Source organism: Streptomyces sp. NPDC005808 (assembly GCF_042871385.1).
In the GTDB taxonomy this organism is placed as follows: domain Bacteria; phylum Actinomycetota; class Actinomycetes; order Streptomycetales; family Streptomycetaceae; genus Streptomyces.
Map to the genome: position 1 here is coordinate 183,376 of NZ_JBIAIK010000001.1, position 17,802 is coordinate 201,177.

The window sequence follows — 17,802 nt, forward strand, 5'->3', positions numbered from 1 at the left end:
TGGGAACAATATCAGGACCTAGTTCATTGTGAGTATAGGTAACAGTGAGCTAAGCTCCGTCAGTCGTCTCCAGCCCACCGTGAGCCCCCATCGTCAACGACCGCAAGCGGTGATCACTCGTCTCCGCGAGCCGTGATCGCTGATTACCGCACGCCCTGCCCGTCTCACCTCCCGTAGGAGCCCATGCGTCCCGACCGACCTGACCGACCTGACCGTCCCGACCGATCCACCTGGACCCCGTCACGTACTGACCATGAACGGCCGCGCGCCGACGGCGAACGGCCGCGCTTCGACAAGGAACAGCCGCGGCAGGTACGGCGCATTCTGAAGCTGTTCCGGCCCTATCGGGGCCGTCTCGGGATCGTCGGCCTGCTGGTCGGTGCCGCGTCCCTCGTCTCCGTCGCCACGCCCTTCCTGCTGAAGGAAATCCTGGATGTGGCGATCCCGCAGGGCCGCACCGGCCTGCTGAGCCTGCTCGCGCTCGGCATGATCCTCAGCGCGGTCGTCACCAGCATCTTCGGCGTGCTGCAGACCCTGATCTCGACGACCGTCGGCCAGCGTGTCATGCACGACCTGCGCACCGCCGTCTACGGCCGGCTCCAGCACATGTCGCTCGCCTTTTTCACCCGGACCCGCACCGGCGAGGTCCAGTCCCGCATCGCCAACGACATCGGCGGTATGCAGGCGACCGTCACCTCCACCGCCACCTCGCTGGTCTCCAACCTCACCAGCGTCGTCGCCACGATCGTGGCGATGCTCGCGCTGGACTGGCGGCTCACCGCCGTCTCACTGCTCCTGCTGCCGGTCTTCGTCTGGATCAGCCGCCGGGTCGGCCGCGAGCGTAAGAAGATCGCCACGGAACGCCAGAAGCAGATGGCCACGATGGCCGCCACTGTCACCGAGTCGCTCTCCGTCAGCGGCATCCTGCTCGGCCGCACCATGGGCCGTGCCGACTCGCTCACGAAGTCCTTCGGGGACGAATCCGAGCGCCTTGTCGACCTCGAAGTGAGGTCGAACATGGCGGGCCGCTGGCGGATGGCCGTCATCACCATCGTGATGGCCGCCATGCCCGCCGTCATCTACTGGACCGCCGGCATCGCCTTCCAGCTCGGCGGCCCGACCGTGTCGATCGGCACACTCGTCGCCTTCGTCTCGCTCCAGCAGGGCCTGTTCCGCCCGACGGTCAGCCTGCTGTCGACCGGCGTGCAGATCCAGACCTCGCTCGCGCTCTTCCAGCGCATCTTCGAGTACCTCGACCTCCCCATAGACATCACCGAGCCGGAGAACCCCGTCCACCTCGACCGGGTCGAGGGCGAGATCCGCTTCGAGGACGTCGAGTTCCGCTACGACGACCGAAGCGGCCCGATCCTCGACGGCATCGACATCACTGTCCCCGCAGGCGGCAGCCTCGCCGTCGTCGGCCCGACCGGAGCAGGCAAGTCCACGCTCAGCTATCTGGTGCCGCGGCTGTACGACGTCACGGGCGGGCGGGTCACGCTCGACGGGGTCGATGTCCGCGACCTGGACTTCGACACGCTCGCGCGCGCGGTGGGCGTCGTCTCCCAGGAGACGTACCTCTTCCATGCCTCGGTCGCCGAGAACCTGCGCTTCGCCAAGCCGGACGCCACCGACGAGGAACTGCGGGCGGCGACGCAGGCGGCCCAGATCCACGACCACATCGCGTCTCTTCCGGACGGGTACGACACGGTCGTGGGCGAGCGCGGCCACCGCTTCTCGGGCGGCGAGAAGCAACGCCTCGCCATCGCCCGCACCATCCTGCGCGACCCGCCGGTGCTCATCCTGGACGAGGCGACCAGCGCCCTGGACACCCGTACGGAGCACGCCGTGCAGGAGGCCATCGACGCTCTGTCGGCCAACCGGACCACACTCACCATCGCGCACCGGCTGTCCACCATTCGGGGGGCCGACCAGATCGTGGTCCTCGATGCCGGTCACGCGGTCGAACGGGGCACGCACGAGGAGCTGTTGGAGCAGAACGGGCGCTATGCCGCCCTCGTCCACCGGGACGCCCAACTGGAGCCGACAGGATGACGATATGTCGGGTTTATATGCATTAGCGGGTTACCGTGCCCGCATGCAGATGAACATTCCGCCACGGAAGACGATTCGACTGACGCGCCGGGGCCGGGGCGCCCTCATCGCGACCGGAGCTGTCGTGGCGGCCACCGCCGTGGCGGTGCCGCTGCTGCGTATGGGAGGCGAGGAAGCGCCGCCCGCGGCCCTCGTGATCCCGGAGGGCTGGCGCTCGGGCCAGATCTACGACGCCGTCGACAAGGTTCTCCGGATCCCGCCGGGCACCGCAAAGAAGTCGCTCGGGAAGGCCAACCTGAAGCTGCCGAACGACGCGGAGGGCAACCCGGAGGGGTACCTCTTCCCGGCGACGTATCCGATCGACAAGAAGTCGACTCCTGAGTCACTGCTGTCCTTCATGGTCAGCACCGCGAACCAGAAGTTCAACAAGGCCCCGATCGCGGCCGGGGCGCAGCACAACGCGATGAACGTCTACCAGGCGGTCACCATCGCGAGCATCGTCCAGGCAGAGGCGGCGACCAAGGAGGACATGGGGAAGGTGGCCCGGGTGATCTTCAACCGCCTGGAGAGGGGCATGCCGCTGCAGATGGACTCCACCATCAACTACGCCCTGAACCGCTTCACCTTGAACACGAGCCAGAACGACACGAAGATCGCCAGCCCCTACAACTCGTATCAACGCATGGGTCTGCCGCCGACGCCGATCGCCAACCCCGGCGAGGAGGCGATGCGCGCAGCGATCTCTCCGGCGCCGGGTGACTGGCTGTACTTCGTCACGGTCAAGCCGGGCGACACCCGCTTCACGGTCAGCTACGAGGACCATCTGAAGAACGTCGCCGAGTTCAACCAGAACCGGAAGAGCACCTCCGCCTCCCCGGGCCCCACCCACTGAGCCGTCGTACGGGCATCAGTCCTACGGAGCATCAGGCGTCGACCGGCGCTCCCGCCAGCAGTCGCCTGATTTCCCGGACCGCGGCACGCCCCGCCCGGTTGGCGCCGATGGTGCTCGCCGAGGGCCCGTACCCGACCAGATGGATTCGCGGATCGGCGACCGCGCGCGTTCCCTCGACACGGATGCCGCCGCCCGGCTCGCGCAGCCGAAGGGGTGCCAGATGGTCGATGGCGGGCCGGAAGCCGGTCGCCCAGAGGATGACGTCGGCGCTCACGTGACGCCCGTCGTCCCACGCGACACCGTCCGCGGTGACGCGGTCGAACATCGGCTGCCGGTCCAGGACTCCGTCGTGCAGAGCCTGCCGGATCGCGTCGTTCAGCGGGAGTCCGGTCACCGAGACGACGCTCTGCGGCGGCAGCCCCTGACGGACCCGCTCCTCGACCAATCCCACGGCCTCCCGGCCGAACTCCTCGTTGAAGGGCCCCTCGCGGAAGACGGGCGGCCGGCGCGTCACCCATGTGGTCCCGGCCGCGTAAGGGGAGATCTCCATCAGGTGCTGCGTGCCGGACGCGCCGCCGCCCACCACGACCACCCGCAGTCCGGCGAACTCCCGGGGGCCCGGGTACTGCGCCGTGTGCAACTGCCGCCCGCGGAAGGTCTCCTGACCGGGATAGCGAGGCCAGAACGGCCGGTCCCAGGTACCCGTCGCATTGATCAGCGCGCGGGCCGACCAGTTTCCGGCCGAGGTCTCCACGAGCAGCCGGTCCCTTGAGCCCTCGCGCACCGCGTGCACGTCGACCGGGCGGCGTACCCGCAGGTCGAAGGCGCGCTCGTACGTGTCGAAGTACTCCGCGACGACCTCGGCCGACGGTCGGGTCGGGTCCGCGTCGGTCAGTTCCATGCCGGGCAGCGAGTGCATCCCGTGCACCTTGCCGTACGTCAGCGAGGGCCAGCGGTACTGCCAGGCGCCGCCGGGACGCGGCGCGTGGTCGAGGACCACGAAGCCCCGCCCCGGCTCGAAACCGGTGCGAGCCAGGTGATAGGCGCTGGACAGACCGGCCTGCCCGGCCCCGATCACCACGACATCGACGTCCGTGCCGGCCTCGGCGTCGGCTTCGCGTACTTGCACCCCGGTGTCTTTCACGCTTCCACTAACCGGACCGGGGTCCGGAATCTTCCCGGCGGGCCGAGGTGTCGCGAATCCTGCCGGATACTTCGCGGGGCGGTGGCGGCCGTGGTGTTCCCTGTCGCAGCAGGTGCGAGAAGCCACGTATGAGCGAGGATTGCGGCATGTCCGATGCCTTCACCACCCGAGTCCTGAACGTTGCCACTGGTTCCTCGGAGACGGTCGTCGACCTCACCCGCGACTGCGAGGCCTTCCTCAGGGAGGCGGCGGCCGGCCGCGACGGCCTCCTGAACGTCTTCGTGCCCCACGCGACCGCCGGCATCGCGATCATCGAAACCGGCGCCGGCAGCGACGACGACCTCCTCACCGCCCTGCACTCCCTGCTTCCCGCGGACGACCGCTGGCAACACCGTCACGGCAGCCCCGGTCATGGCCGCGACCACGTACTCCCCGCCCTCGTCCCGCCCCACGCGACGCTTCCCGTGCTGGGCGGGAGGCTGGAGCTGGGGACTTGGCAGTCGGTGTGTCTGGTGGATATCAATCGCGACAATCCGGACAGGCTGGTTCGGCTGTCATTCCTTGGCTGAGGAGGGGAGCGGCAGCCTCATCCCGGCGCCTTTGGCGCTGCTTCGGAAGACGCTGTCCGAAAGGCGGTGCTTCGGAAGACGCTGCTTCGGAAAGGCGGCGCTCCGGAAGACGCTGCTTCGGAAGACGCCGCTCCGGAAGGCGGTGCCCGCGGTGGTGGTCCGGGCGCCGCGCGATTGTCACAGTCCGCGCCGTTCCCCGCGCGGATGTCATTTTCATTGACACGGGCGCATTGGCGAAGGTACATACCAATCACCCCTGAGAGAGCGCTCTCAAGAAGCCTCAGGAAGTCTACGGCGCTCACTCAGGATTGCCAGGCAGCACCTCAGGATCCCCAGGACCCCACCCTGTTGAGGAGACATCATGCCGAGCAACCCCACGTGTCCGGCGCATCGGCAGCCGGTTCGGCACAAGCCAAGAACCCCTCTTGTCATCGCATTGCTGGTCGCCCTGCTGGCGGCCCTCCTGGTCGCTGTGGCCCAGCCCCAGGCCCACGCGGTCGACACCCTGCTCTCGCAGGGGAAGCCGGCCACCGCCTCGTCCACCGAGGCGGCGGGAACCCCCGCCTCGGCCGCCGTGGACGGTTCCACCACCACACGATGGTCCAGCGCGTTCAGTAACCCGCAGTGGCTTCAGGTGGATCTCGGTGCCACGGCCCAGATCAGCCAGGTGGTCCTCAACTGGGAGGCCGCCTACGGGACCGCCTTCCAGATCCAGACCTCCGCCGACGGCACCACCTGGACCTCGATCTACTCCACCACCACCGGCACGGGTGGCGTGCAGACGCTCAACGTCACCGGCTCGGGACGGTACGTCCGCATGTACGGCACCGCCCGGGCCAGCGCGTACGGCTTCTCCCTCTGGGAGTTCCAGGTCTACGGCACCGGCGGCACCACGACCCCGCCGGACGCGTTCTGGGGCGACACGAGCGCCATCCCGAACCCCCAGAACGCGGTCACGGTGGCGATCCTCAACCGGACCAACGGCGCCTACCCGGACAGCCAGGTGTACTGGAGCTACAACGGCCAGACGCACTCCATCGCGGAGCAGCCTTACTTCGACATGCCCGCCAACTCGGCCGGCCGGATGTACTTCTACGTCGGCTCACCCACCAGCCAGTACTACGACTTCATCGAATTCACCGTCGGCGGCGGCGTGTTCAACGGCAACACCACGCGCGTGGACGCCTACGGCCTGCCTCTCGCGATGCGACTGCACTCCTATGACGGCTACGACGTCCAGGTCGGGGAGACCCAGGCCTTCTTCGCCAAGTCCCGTACCCAGGTCTTCCAGGACTTCATCAACGCCGTGCCGCAGGAGTTCAAGGTGCTGGCGCAGAGTCAGGCCCCGTACCGCATCATCGCCCCGGGCAGCGACCCGACTTTCCAGCCGGGCGGTGTGAACGCGAACTACTTCACCTCCTACGCCCAGTCGGTCGGCGTCAACGAGACGACGCAGTACATCTTCGGCTGCGCCGGCAGCATGGCCGGCGATCCCGACATGTGCGCGGCGCTCAACCGGCACGTCGCCACACTGCCGTCCTCGGGCCAGGCGGACCCGAATCAGTACTACCTGTCGGCCCCGGCCAACTACTACGCCAAGTTCTGGCACGACAACGCCATCAACAAGCTCGCCTACGGCTTCCCCTACGACGACGTCGCGAGCCAGTCGTCCTTCATCTCCCATGCCAACCCGCAGTGGCTGTCGGTGGCCGTCGGCTTCTGACCCGAGGTGGTGGTCCCCGCCCGTACGCTGCTCGCCGCAGCGTCCGGGCGGGGCGCGCACGTACGCCTGAGGCTGAGGCATGGATACCTCCCTGGAAATATTGCCGAGGCGGTGCGCCGGACGGCGAGAGACACTCATGCCCATGGATGAGACAAGACGCTTCAGCCGGGCGGCAGTTGAGTGGGCGGCCGGGGGTACCCATGCCGCCCCGGCGGCGCAGGAACTGGCCGCCGGCCTGCGCATGGTGGTACTCGTCGAGGGCGTCAGCGACCAGGCCGCCCTCGAAGCTCTGGCCGCACGCCGGGGCCGGGATCTCGACGAGGAGGGCATCGCGATCGTGCCGCTGGGGGGTGCGATGAGCATCGGAAGGTTCCTGAAGCTCTTCGGTCCGCAGGGCCTCGGACTGCGGCTGGCCGGCCTCTGCGATATCGGCGAGGAGCCCTATTTCCGGCGCCGCCTGGAGCAGGTGGGACTCGGCTTCAGCGCCTTCTACGTCTGCGAAGCCGACCTCGAGGACGAGCTGATCCGCGCACTCGGCGCCGACTCGGTCCAGCAGGTCGTCGAGGAACAGGGCGAGCTGCGCTCGTTCCGCACCTTCCAGAAGCAGCCGGCTCAGCGCCGGCGCACCGTGGAGCAACAGCTCCGGCGCTTCCTGGGCACACACAGCGGCAGGAAGGCGCAGTACGCACGCGCGCTCGTGGAGCACCTCGATCCGGCACGCGTGCCGCGGCCCCTGGAACTCCTGCTCGCGGACGCCGCCGCCTGAGACCTCCGAGGGCCGCCGTCGGTCGCGGCCGGAGCGATCTCGGGTTACGTCGCTCTGTTCATCCTGGCCGAACTGCGCGCCCGGGCCCCTCTGTTGCACACGCGCCTTCTGACGTTTGCGCGCCGGGTTTTCCTGCCGTCCCGACGCCTGCCTGCCGGCTTGACCCAGACCGCTGTGGGACAGCCGAACAGACCGGTCAGGATTCGAGAAGCGCCGGTCATCGTGCCGGAGCTAGCGTGAAGGTCATGGACATCACGGTCCACGTGAGTTCCTCTCCGAGCCCCGCAGCGCCCGCAGCCCCACCGGGTCGATGAGACCCACGACTTAGGAGCGACCATGACCAGCTCTGCCACCCAGGGAATCAAGACCGTGCTGCATCCCGTGTCCGACCTGACGAAGTCCAAGGCGGTGTACGCCGCCCTGCTCGGCGTGGCGCCCACGACCGACGAGTCCTACTACGTCGGCTTCGAGGCCGGGGGCCAGCACATCGGGCTGGTGCCGGGCAAAGGACCACAGAGCATGGAGTCACCGGTGGCCTACTGGCACGTGCCGGACATCGAGGCCAAGCTGGCCGAGGTGATCGCCGCGGGAGCCACCGTGAAGGAGCCCGCGCACGACGTCGGTGGCGGCCGTCTGGTGGCCGCGGTCGTCGACCCCGACGGCAACGTCCTCGGGCTGCTTCAGGACTGATGGGTACCGCCCCCCGCTCCAGAGCCCGGCGTCGTCTCGCCCCGCAGGAGCGGGGAGAGGGTTTCGGCGCGTACGTCGGCGCGTAGGTCAGCGCGTACGCCGGTTCGGCCCGGGTGCACCGGCCACGTCGTACCGCAGGCCGGTCCGACGCCTCGGCCGGGCGCGCCGCCCCGGCCGACACCGCTGATCGGACGGACGCCGGACCGTTGCCCGCGACGGTGTCGACGAAGTAGAACCAGACGTACTGCTCGAAGCCGGTCAGTTCCGAGCCAGGCGACGACGGAGGCCGCGAAGGCGCCCCCGCCCGACAGATGGAGAGACGATGAGCATGGCCGCCAGGACCCCCACGCAGTCGCCTGCGCCGCACCTCGCCGACAGCCACGACATGATCCGCGTGCACGGGGCGCGCGTGAACAACCTCAAGGACGTCAGCATCGAGATCCCCAAGCGCAGGCTGACGGTGTTCACCGGAGTCTCCGGCTCGGGCAAGAGCTCGCTGGTGTTCAACACGATCGCCGCGGAGTCGCAGCGGCTGATCAACGAGACGTACAGCGCCTTCCTGCAGGGCTTCATGCCGACGCTGGCGCGGCCCGAGGTCGACGTCCTCGACGGGCTCACCACCGTGATCACCGTCGACCAGCAGCGGATGGGTGTCGACCCCCGCTCCACGGTCGGCACCGCCACCGACGCGAACGCCATGCTGCGCATCCTCTTCAGCCGGCTCGGTAAACCGCACATCGGCCCGCCCAGCGCGTACTCCTTCAACACCGCCTCGGTCCGGGCGAGCGGCGGGATCACCGTCGAACGCGGCGCCGACAGGACCAAGACCGTGAAAGCGACCTTCAACCGCACCGGCGGCATGTGTACGCGCTGCGAGGGCCGGGGCGCGGTCTCCGACATCGACCTCACGCAGCTCTACGACGACTCCAAGTCGCTCGCGGAGGGCGCTTTCACCATTCCCGGCTGGAAGTCGGACAGCCAGTGGACCGTGCAGGTCTATGCCCAGTCCGGCTTCGTCGACCCGGACAAGCCGATCCGCGAGTACTCCAAGAAGGAGTTGCGGGACTTCCTCTACGGGGAGCCGGTCAAGGTCAAGGTCAACGGCGTCAACCTCACCTACGAAGGGCTGATCCCCAAGATCCAGAAGTCGTTCCTGTCCAAGGACAAGGAGGCGCTGCAGCCGCACATCCGGGCGTTCGTGGAGCGGGCGGTCACCTTCACCACCTGCCCCGAGTGCGACGGCACCCGGCTCAGTGAGGGGGCCCGGTCCTCGAAGATCAAGCGGATCAGCATCGCGGACGCCTGCGCGATGGAGATCCGCGACCTGGCCAAATGGATCCGTGGCCTCGACGAGCCCTCGGTGGCGCCGCTACTCACCGCGCTGCAGCAGACCCTCGACTCGTTCGTGGAGATCGGCCTCGGATACCTCTCGCTCGACCGGCCCTCCGGCACGCTGTCGGGCGGTGAGGCGCAGCGCGTCAAGATGATCCGCCACCTCGGCTCCTCGCTCACCGACGTCACCTACATCTTCGACGAGCCCACCATCGGCCTGCACCCGCATGACATCCAGCGGATGAACGACCTGCTGCTGCGGCTGCGCGACAAGGGCAACACAGTGCTCGTCGTGGAGCACAAGCCGGAGACGATCGCGATCGCCGACCACGTCGTCGACCTCGGCCCCGGCGCCGGTACGGGGGGCGGCACCGTCTGCTTCGAGGGCACCGTCGAGGGGCTGCGGACCGGCGGCACCATCACCGGCCGCCACTTCGACGACCGGGCCACCCTCAAGGAGTCGGTGCGCAAGCCGACCGGGATGCTGGAGATCCGCGGCGCCTCGACGCACAACCTCCAGGATGTCGACGTCGACATCCCGCTCGGGGTGCTGACCGTGGTCACCGGCGTCGCGGGCTCCGGCAAGAGCTCGCTCGTGCACGGGTCGATCCCGGCCGGCGAGGGTGTGGTGTCGGTCGACCAGGGCGCGATCCGCGGCTCGCGGCGGAGCAACCCCGCGACCTACACGGGACTGCTCGAACCGATCCGCAAGGCGTTCGCCAAGGCCAACGGCGTCAAGCCGGCCCTCTTCAGTGCCAACTCGGAGGGCGCCTGCCCCGCCTGTAACGGCGCCGGCGTGATCTACACCGACCTGGGGATGATGGCCGGCGTCGCGACCACCTGCGAGGACTGCGAGGGGAAGCGGTTCGACGCGTCGGTGCTCGAGTACCACTTCGGCGGACGTGACATCAGCGAGGTGCTCGCGATGTCGGTGACCGAGGCCGAGGAGTTCTTCGGCGCCGGCGAGGCGCGTACGCCGGCCGCGCACGCCATCCTCCGCCGGCTCGCCGACGTCGGGCTCGGCTACCTCAGCCTCGGCCAGCCGCTCACCACGCTATCCGGCGGCGAGCGGCAACGGCTCAAGCTGGCCACCCATATGGCGGAGAAGGGCGGCGTCTACGTCCTCGACGAGCCCACCGCAGGGCTCCACCTCGCCGACGTCGAGCAGCTGCTCGGCCTGCTCGACCGGCTCGTCGACTCCGGCAAGTCGGTCATTGTCGTCGAGCACCACCAGGCGGTCATGGCACACGCCGACTGGATCATCGACCTGGGGCCCGGCGCCGGCCACGACGGCGGCAAGATCGTCTTCGAGGGCGCACCGGCCGACCTCGTCGCCGCCCGCTCCACCCTCACCGGCGAGCACCTCGCGGCGTACGTCGGCGGCTGACCGAGGTGGCGCTCGACGAAGTCGAGCAGGCGCTCTCCCGCTCTCAGCCCCGCGCCTTCTCCCCGCGCGCCCGGGGCGGGGAGGGGCGGTGCCCGGTGGGCTGGTGGGCTGGTGCCCGCTGGAGGCGAGCACGTCTCCGTCCACCCGGCGTTGCACGGTTTGACCGAGGAACGCGTCGGAGCACCGGTGCCCACGCCGGCCGGCAGGACGATGTGGCCGCGTTCGGCGGCGGTCTGCCGCAGGCCGCGGGCCGGCGCCGGACAGAACGGGTCGGTCAGGTCCTGCACGACCAGGAAATCGTTCGGCTGCGCCGGCCGGTCAGGCCCGTGGAGGCGGGCGCCGGGGTGTACCGGTCCGCACCGCGCCAGGGGCGATTGTTAGCCTTGGCTGTGATCGGTTTCGCCATACCGGCGCCCGCATCCATACCGGCGCCCGCATCCGGGCCGGCGCCCGCATCCATACCGGCGCCCGCATCCGGGCCGGCGCCCGCATCCGGGCCGGCGCCCGCATCCGGGCCGGCGCCCGCATCCGGGCCGGCACCCGCCCCCGGGCCGGCACCCGCCCCCGGGCCCGGACCGCGCTCAAGCCTGCTCCCCGGCCAAGGCTCGTGATGAGCGTCGTCGACTCGTTCCCCCTCGGTGCCGCGACCACGCTCGCCGAACTCGCCCGGGATCCGCATCCCCGACTGGCGCTGCTGCGTGAGCGCGAGCCCGTGTCCTGGCTGCCCGAGCTGGACGGCTGGCTGGTGACCCGGCGCGACCTCGCGCTGAGCGTGATGCGGGACGCCGCGACGTTCACCGTCGACGACCCCCGCTTCTCCACCGCACAGGTCGTCGGGCCGAGCATGCTGTCGCTGGACGGCGACCAGCACGCCCGCCACCGCGAGCCCTTCACCGCTCCCTTCCGCCTCCGGGAAGTCCGTGCCGGCTTCGCCTCGTTCATCGAGCGGGAGACCGACCGGCTCATCACCGCACTGGAACCGGCCGGCGCCGTCGAACTGCGACGCGCCTTCGCCGGCCCGCTAGCGGTCGCCGTCGTGACCGAGGCGCTCGGGCTCGTCGGCGCCACCCCGGCCAGGGTCCTTGCCTGGTACGACTCCATCGTGCGCGCGGTCTCCGACATCACCGCCGGACGCGAGGCGGGGCCCGCCGGTACGGCGGCGTACGCGGAGCTGCGGGCCGCTGTGGAAGCCACCGTCGCACAGACCGGCTCAGCGTCGCTCCTCGGCTCCGCCACCGGACAACTGACGGTGCCCGAGGTGGCGTCCAATGCCGCGGTGCTGATGTTCGGAGGCATCGAGACCACCGAGGGGATGATCACAAACGCGCTGCTGCACCTGCTGCGACGCCCAGACCAACTCGCTCTCGTCCAGGCCGACTTCAGTCTGCTGGACGGCGCGATCGAAGAATCCCTGCGCCTCGAACCCGGTGCGGCGGTAGTGGACCGGTACGCCACCCGCGACACCGTCCTCGGGCCGGCCGCGATCCGCCGCGGTGACCTGGTCACCGTCTCCCTGGCCGGCGCCAACCGCGACCCCGATGTCTTCCCCGACCCCGACCACTTCGACGTCCGCCGCGAGAACGCCCGCCTCCAACTGGCCTTCGCACACGGCCCGCACCACTGCCTCGCCGCCCACCTCGCCCGCCTGGAGACCCGCATCGCCCTCCAGCGCCTCCTCGAACTCCTCCCTGCCCTGAGACTCGACCCCGAGCGCCCCGCCACCGTGCAGGGCCTGGTCTTCCGCAAGCCCTCGACCCTGCATGTGCTGTGGGACGGCACCGCCTGACTGCCCTCAGGCGTCGCGGATGACTCCTACGGAAGCGCGCACCGGATTGACCCGGTGGCCTGGCGGCGGACGTGGTGAAGCGCCCCAGTTGCGGGGCGGGTCGGCCGCGCTGCACAGGGCGGTCACAGTGTCGAGCATCGGCGGCGGGCCGCAGGCGCAGCCCCTTCCTGCGCGCCGGGCAGCCGCCGGCGCCTCCGGGTAAAAGGCCCGTCATGAAATACCCGTCACCTACCTTGACACCATACCTACTAAGAAGGTTTCTTGGTCTCAAGGCGGCCGGACGTGTTGAGGGACTCCGCAACGGGACTGCGGAAGAACCACATTTCGACCGATCGCGCCCATGCTGTACGCCCCGTTCTGTACCTTCCCGCCGGCCGGCCGGTCGTGCAGGGCTGCGCACTCGACAACAGGCGCCCGCGAAGAGCCCCCACGAGCCCCGGCTCCCACCTGCTCCATCGATCACTCCCACACCGACAAGAAACGAGGAGCGACAGACATGAGTGGACTGAGCCTGACCCAGGCTTCGGAAATCGTGGACGCGGCCCTGAGCCACGCACGTGAGCTGGGACTGCGTCCCCTGACGGTCACCGTGCTCGACCCGGGCGGTCATCCGAAGGTCGTCAAACGCGAGGACGGGGCGGGCATTCTGCGTCCGGGGATCGCCCACGCCAAGGCCTGGGGCTCTCTCGGTACCGGCCAGGGCGGCGCCGTGGGAGCTCGCCACGCCACCCGTGACCCGGCGTTCTTCGCGGCGCTGGCCGCGATCTCCGAGGGACGGGTCGCCTCGTCCAGGGGCGGTGTGCTGATCCGGGACGAGGACGGCGAACTGCTCGGCTCGGTCGGCGTCAGCGGTGACCGGCCCGACAACGACGAGGCCGTCGCCGTCTTCGGGGTGGAGAAGGCCGGCCTGGTCGCCGACGCGGGCTGATCGTTCCGTCTCCGGCGAGGCCGACGGCATCGAACTCGCCGTACAGCCAAGCGCTTTCGGCATCGAAGAGAAGTTCCAACCGCCTCTTGCCCGGCCCACAGGGCACCACGGGCTGCTACGACCAGCACTTGAAGGTGCGGAGAGTTCGGACCAAGCCGTGTGAGCGTCCGAGAGCCGCGAGATCGGGACCTGAAGAGTCGCGAGATAGGGACCTGAAATGAACAACCGAAGCAACGGCGCTTCATCGAAAGCACTGTCCGGGCCAGTGAGACGGCGCCTGGGCGCCGTCACAGCGGCGATCGCGCTGACGGCGGCCGCGGGCTGCGCCGGCGGCTCCAATCCCGGTGCGGGAGACCAGATCACCGTGTCGGTCTCCATAGCGGCGCCGGCGAACGCCCCGATCTTCCTTGCCGACGAGCTCGGCTACTTCGAGGACGAAGGCCTCGACGTCAAGGTGCAGATCATCGCGAACGCGAGTCTGCAGATCGCCACAGGAAAAGTGCAGTACGGCGCCGTGAACACCAGCACGGTCATCCAGGCGGCGGCGCAGGACACGGATCTGCAGCAGGTCTGTGTGACGCAGGTGGACCCGTCGTACATCCTCGCGGTGAGCAATGTGGCATGGGACCGGAACAACATGGACGAGTCCATGACGCTCAAGGAGAAACTGGCGGCCCTGGAGGGCGAGAACATCACCGCGATCGGCGGCCGCACCGTCAATCCCGGCGCGAAGCTGCTGGAAAGCCTGTTGAAGAAGGAAGGCCTTCCCGCGGAATCGATCGGCGTGCTCTCGCAGGCCAGTACCGCCGCGTCGACAGCCGCGTTCCAGAAGGGCCAGGTGGGTCTGGTCTTTCAGCCGCAGCCGATCCCCGACCAGGTTCTTTCGGTGGCTCCGGGCCGCATCATCTACGACACCGGGAGTTCCGACCTGTTCTCCGAACTGGACGGAGTCTCCTGGTCGGGAATCGGTTCCTCGACGACCTATGCCACCGAGCACCCCGATATCAGCGAGAAGATCTGCAACGCCGTCGGCAAGGCCAACAACTACCTGGACGAGCACCCCGACGAGGCCGCGAAGACCCTGCACAAGGACATGAACTCGTTCGACGAGAAAGTCCTCGCGGACAGCATGGAGACCTACAAGTGGGCGAAGGACGCGGCGATGAGTGAGGACCAGTTCGCCAAGAGCGTCGAAGTCCTCGCCGGACTCGGCATGTTCGAGCAGCCGTCCGCGGAAGTGGTCGAAGGGGCCTACACGTCGGACTACCAGAAGTGAACCGGAGCGGAACGCCGGCACGGTCTGTGCTGACGCCGGGGCAGGGACGAGGCGGAGGAAGATATGCAGGACGTCAGTACTGAGCGGCCGGCGGTGATCCTCGGGGATCTCACACACCGGTTCGTCACTCCGAGCGGAAAGATGATGGACGTCCTGCGGGATGTGTCCCTCACGGTCCGGGAAAAGGAGTTCTTCACGGTCGTCGGGCCCAGCGGCTGCGGAAAGAGCACCCTGCTGAACATCGCGTCCGGTCTGCTCCAGCCGACCGACGGCACCATCCGGTGTCTGAAGGGTGACCGGGAACTGGACAAGCTGGAGATCGGCTACATCACCCAGGACTCCAATCTCTTCCCCTGGTTCACCGTGATCGAGAACATCATGATGCCGCTGGAGATCCGCAGGGTTCCCAAGCAGGAGCGGATCGAGCGCGCCAGGGAATGGATCAAGATCGTCGGCCTGGAAGGCTTCGAGAACCACTATCCGCGGCAGCTTTCCGGCGGAATGCAGAAGCGCTGCTCGATCGCACGCACCATGGTCTACGAGCCCGAAGTACTGCTCATGGACGAACCCTTCGGCGCGCTCGACGCGATCACCAAGCAGACGATGCAGAAGACCGTTCTGGACCTGTGGCAGCGGCGCCAGACCTCCGTCATCTTCATCACCCACGACCTGACCGAGGCGATCGCCCTCTCGGACCGGGTCGCGGTCATGACGGGGCGCCCCGGCCGGATCCGGCGGACGGTGGACATTCCCCTCGACAGGCCAAGGGACGTCTTCAACATCACGGATCTGGCGACTTTCCAGGAGCTGCGGCGCGAGCTGTGGAGCCTGCTCGAAACCGACATCGACATCGATCCCAAGGCCTGAGGAGAAGGAGAGCGCAATGGCTGTCGTCGGCGAGCAGGAACCACTCACCATGCGACGGGGCCGGGCGGTCCGGCCGAAGAACCCCAAAGGGCGTCCACGCGGACGCCACGGCACCATGGTCATGCTCGGGCAGCTCGGCATCGTGCTGCTTTTCCTGGGGGTCTGGCAGCTCCTCAGCGGGCGCGTGATCGACTACTTCCTCATCAGCAACCCCGTCGACGTCGTCGCCAAGCTCTACAACGTCCTCGGGGACAGCACGATGCACGGCCACATCATGGCCACCGGCCAGGAACTGATCCTCGGTTGGGCGCTCGGGGCGTCCGCGGGCGCCGTGGTGGGCTGGGCGCTCGGCGCGTTCAGGACCGCCGGCGAGATCATGGAGCCGATCCTCAACGCGGTCAACGGGATTCCCAAGGTCGCCCTCGCACCCATGATGCTGCTCTGGTTCGGACTTGGGATGGGCTCGAAGATCGCGATCGCCAGCATGATCGTGTTCTTCCTCGTCTTCTTCAACGTCTACTCGGGCATGCGTAATGTGCCACAGCCGCTCGTCGAGGTGGCTCAGTCCATGGGTGCGTCGCGCATGTTCGTGGTGCGCAAGGTGGTTCTGCCGTCCGTCAGCGTGCCGTTGTTCGCCGGACTGAAGGCCGGTGTGTCGTTCGCGATGATCGGCGTCATCGCCGGCGAGTTCATCTCGGCGGACAAGGGACTGGGCTACTACTCCATGACCTCGACCCAGCAGTTCGACCCGGCCGGACTGTTCGCCGCGCTGGTGATCATCGTGGCGATGGTGGTGTTCGGGAGTTCGCTCATCGGCGTCTTCGAGCGGCGGGCGCTGAAGTGGCAGCGCGACTGACCGGGTGACGCACCCGACGGAGCCCAGCGGTCGCGGTCGTACGACGGCTCGCTGGGCTCCGACGGGGGCCGTCCGGCGGAACACGCTTCACCAGGGCGGCCCATCTCGACGAACGTGCCCACGTAACTGCGGCTGTTTACGCGATGCAAGGCTTCTACTTTCCTATGGGATTCTGAGCTCTGGGCCTTGGTCGGGTAGCGCGGCTGCCGTGCAGTCCTGTGCGGCGATGGCCGCGCGAGCACCAAAAGCGCCTCAAATACGCTTCAGTTGCCCACTCTTGTCGAACGCCTTGACGTGAGCCGGTGTCTGTCGCAGCATCTCCCCGCGAATATCCTATGGAATCCAAGGGGAGTTGTGACAGTGACGTCGTACTTCCGCATCAGGCCTGTCCTGTCCGGTGCTGCCGTCGTGGCGGTACTCACCAGTGCCTTGGCGGGATGCACTCTCAAGAACTCCGGGGAACCGGCCGGGGCAAGCGTGGCCTCCGCACAGGGGACGGGAAACGGGACGGCCGAGCTGGCCGACGGCTCCGCCGTCAAGGTCGCGCTCGTGCCGGGCGGTGCCCACCCGTACTTCCAGCCGTGGAAGACGGCGGGAGCAGCGGCGCGCGACGAATACGGCCTCGGGGGCGTGACGTTCGACGAGACCGCCGAGTGGGATCAGCAACAGCAGAACGACCTGCTGTCCACGCTCGCGGCGCGCGGCTACAACGCCTTCGGCGTATTCGGCGTCTCGCCCACCGATATCAACAGCACGTTCTCCGATCTCAAGTCGCAGGGCTACGCGGTGGCTTCACTGGGTTCGTGCCCGGCCGGTGACGTGAACGACGCCGACTTCTGCCTGTCCACGGACGTCGAACTCGCCGCCTACCGCGCGGCCCGCGCCACCATCGACGCCATGGACGGCACCGGCACCCTGGTCCATCTGACCGGCAACAACGTGGACGCCAACACCCAACTCCGGATCAAGGGCGTGGCCGATGCGGTGGACGAGACCAAGGGGAAGGTGAAACTCCTGCAGACGGTCACCGACATCGACAAGGACCTGCAGACCGCGCAGAAGGCGGTGTCCGATCTCCTGGCCGCCAAGGGGAACGAGATCCAGGGCATCGTCACCACCGCCTACAACCCCGCGGTCGCCGCCGCCGAGGCCGTCCGGAGCTCGGGATCCAAGGCGAAGGTCGTGGCCATCGACGACGACGCCAAGATCATCAGCTCCATCAAGGACGGCTCCGTCAGTGCCACCGTCGTACAGAACCCGACAGGCCAGGCGGCTGTGGGCACTTGGGCGCTCGCGCTGCTGCAGAGCAAGCAGTGCGTCATGCGCACCCCGGGCGCGGTCGTGGACTCCGGATCCTTCGTGGTCACCAAAGCGAACGTCGCCGACTACGACAAGGCGCGGCAGAGCAAGACCGCCGAGCTCAAGACGGAGTTCGCCGACAAGCTCCTCAACTGCGGCTGACCCCGACGTAGTTCCGCACCTACCGCGCCGACACGGCCACCGACCACGGCCGTTGACCAGGGAGACCCGGACA

At 68.4% G+C, this 17,802-nt stretch carries 15 protein-coding genes; 13 read left to right on the top strand and 2 right to left on the bottom strand.

From position 1 onward, the window contains the following. Window positions 1-183: 183 nt before the first annotated feature. On the top strand, window positions 184-2,052 hold the full coding sequence (locus ACFYPC_RS00870) for an ABC transporter ATP-binding protein (protein WP_388668554.1): 1,869 nt from the start codon (window positions 184-186) through the stop codon (window positions 2,050-2,052). Window positions 2,053-2,095: 43 nt separating this feature from the next. Then, window positions 2,096-2,944: an endolytic transglycosylase MltG gene (mltG, locus tag ACFYPC_RS00875; RefSeq protein ID WP_388668557.1), complete on the top strand. Its 849-nt coding sequence runs from the start codon at window positions 2,096-2,098 to the stop codon at window positions 2,942-2,944. Window positions 2,945-2,975: 31 nt separating this feature from the next. Here mltG and ACFYPC_RS00880 read toward each other — a convergent pair whose 3' ends face one another. Further along, complete coding sequence (locus tag ACFYPC_RS00880) at window positions 2,976-4,073, bottom strand: NAD(P)-binding domain-containing protein (RefSeq protein ID WP_388668560.1); 1,098 nt, start codon at window positions 4,071-4,073, stop codon at window positions 2,976-2,978. A gap of 161 nt (window positions 4,074-4,234) precedes the next feature. On the opposite strand from ACFYPC_RS00880, the gene ACFYPC_RS00885 reads away from it, so the two are divergent. The 10 genes from ACFYPC_RS00885 (at window position 4,235) to ACFYPC_RS00930 (ending at window position 16,268) form a co-directional block, all read left to right on the top strand. Continuing rightward, complete coding sequence (locus tag ACFYPC_RS00885) at window positions 4,235-4,657, top strand: secondary thiamine-phosphate synthase enzyme YjbQ (protein ID WP_388668562.1); 423 nt, start codon at window positions 4,235-4,237, stop codon at window positions 4,655-4,657. A gap of 361 nt (window positions 4,658-5,018) precedes the next feature. Then, window positions 5,019-6,380, top strand: coding sequence for a beta-1,3-glucanase family protein (locus ACFYPC_RS00890; RefSeq protein ID WP_388668565.1), 1,362 nt, complete (start codon window positions 5,019-5,021; stop codon window positions 6,378-6,380). Between the two features lie 142 nt (window positions 6,381-6,522). Further along, window positions 6,523-7,146: a TOPRIM nucleotidyl transferase/hydrolase domain-containing protein gene (locus tag ACFYPC_RS00895; RefSeq protein ID WP_388668568.1), complete on the top strand. Its 624-nt coding sequence runs from the start codon at window positions 6,523-6,525 to the stop codon at window positions 7,144-7,146. A 336-nt stretch (window positions 7,147-7,482) separates the two neighbouring features. Further along, window positions 7,483-7,836: a VOC family protein gene (locus ACFYPC_RS00900; protein WP_388668571.1), complete on the top strand. Its 354-nt coding sequence runs from the start codon at window positions 7,483-7,485 to the stop codon at window positions 7,834-7,836. A gap of 322 nt (window positions 7,837-8,158) precedes the next feature. Further along, the gene (locus ACFYPC_RS00905; RefSeq protein ID WP_388668574.1) at window positions 8,159-10,555 is read left to right on the top strand and encodes an ATP-binding cassette domain-containing protein; all 2,397 of its coding nucleotides are present in this window, start codon (window positions 8,159-8,161) and stop codon (window positions 10,553-10,555) included. Between the two features lie 610 nt (window positions 10,556-11,165). Beyond that, window positions 11,166-12,341 (top strand): cytochrome P450, encoded by a 1,176-nt coding sequence (locus tag ACFYPC_RS00910; RefSeq protein ID WP_388668577.1) that lies wholly within the window; start codon window positions 11,166-11,168, stop codon window positions 12,339-12,341. Between the two features lie 496 nt (window positions 12,342-12,837). Beyond that, window positions 12,838-13,269 (top strand): heme-binding protein, encoded by a 432-nt coding sequence (locus ACFYPC_RS00915; RefSeq protein ID WP_388668580.1) that lies wholly within the window; start codon window positions 12,838-12,840, stop codon window positions 13,267-13,269. Window positions 13,270-13,534: 265 nt separating this feature from the next. Further along, on the top strand, window positions 13,535-14,545 hold the full coding sequence (locus tag ACFYPC_RS00920) for an ABC transporter substrate-binding protein (protein WP_388668583.1): 1,011 nt from the start codon (window positions 13,535-13,537) through the stop codon (window positions 14,543-14,545). A 63-nt stretch (window positions 14,546-14,608) separates the two neighbouring features. Next, window positions 14,609-15,412: an ABC transporter ATP-binding protein gene (locus ACFYPC_RS00925; RefSeq protein WP_388668586.1), complete on the top strand. Its 804-nt coding sequence runs from the start codon at window positions 14,609-14,611 to the stop codon at window positions 15,410-15,412. Between the two features lie 16 nt (window positions 15,413-15,428). Beyond that, window positions 15,429-16,268 (top strand): ABC transporter permease, encoded by an 840-nt coding sequence (locus ACFYPC_RS00930; protein WP_388668589.1) that lies wholly within the window; start codon window positions 15,429-15,431, stop codon window positions 16,266-16,268. Window positions 16,269-16,531: 263 nt separating this feature from the next. On the opposite strand, the gene ACFYPC_RS00935 is transcribed toward ACFYPC_RS00930, so the two are convergent. Then, window positions 16,532-16,807: a hypothetical protein gene (locus ACFYPC_RS00935; protein WP_388668591.1), complete on the bottom strand. Its 276-nt coding sequence runs from the start codon at window positions 16,805-16,807 to the stop codon at window positions 16,532-16,534. Here ACFYPC_RS00935 and ACFYPC_RS00940 point away from each other — a divergent pair. After that, entirely contained in the window at window positions 16,698-17,729 is a 1,032-nt protein-coding gene (locus ACFYPC_RS00940; protein WP_388668594.1) for a sugar ABC transporter substrate-binding protein, read from the top strand. The genes ACFYPC_RS00935 and ACFYPC_RS00940 overlap by 110 nt on opposite strands. Window positions 17,730-17,802: the final 73 nt, after the last annotated feature.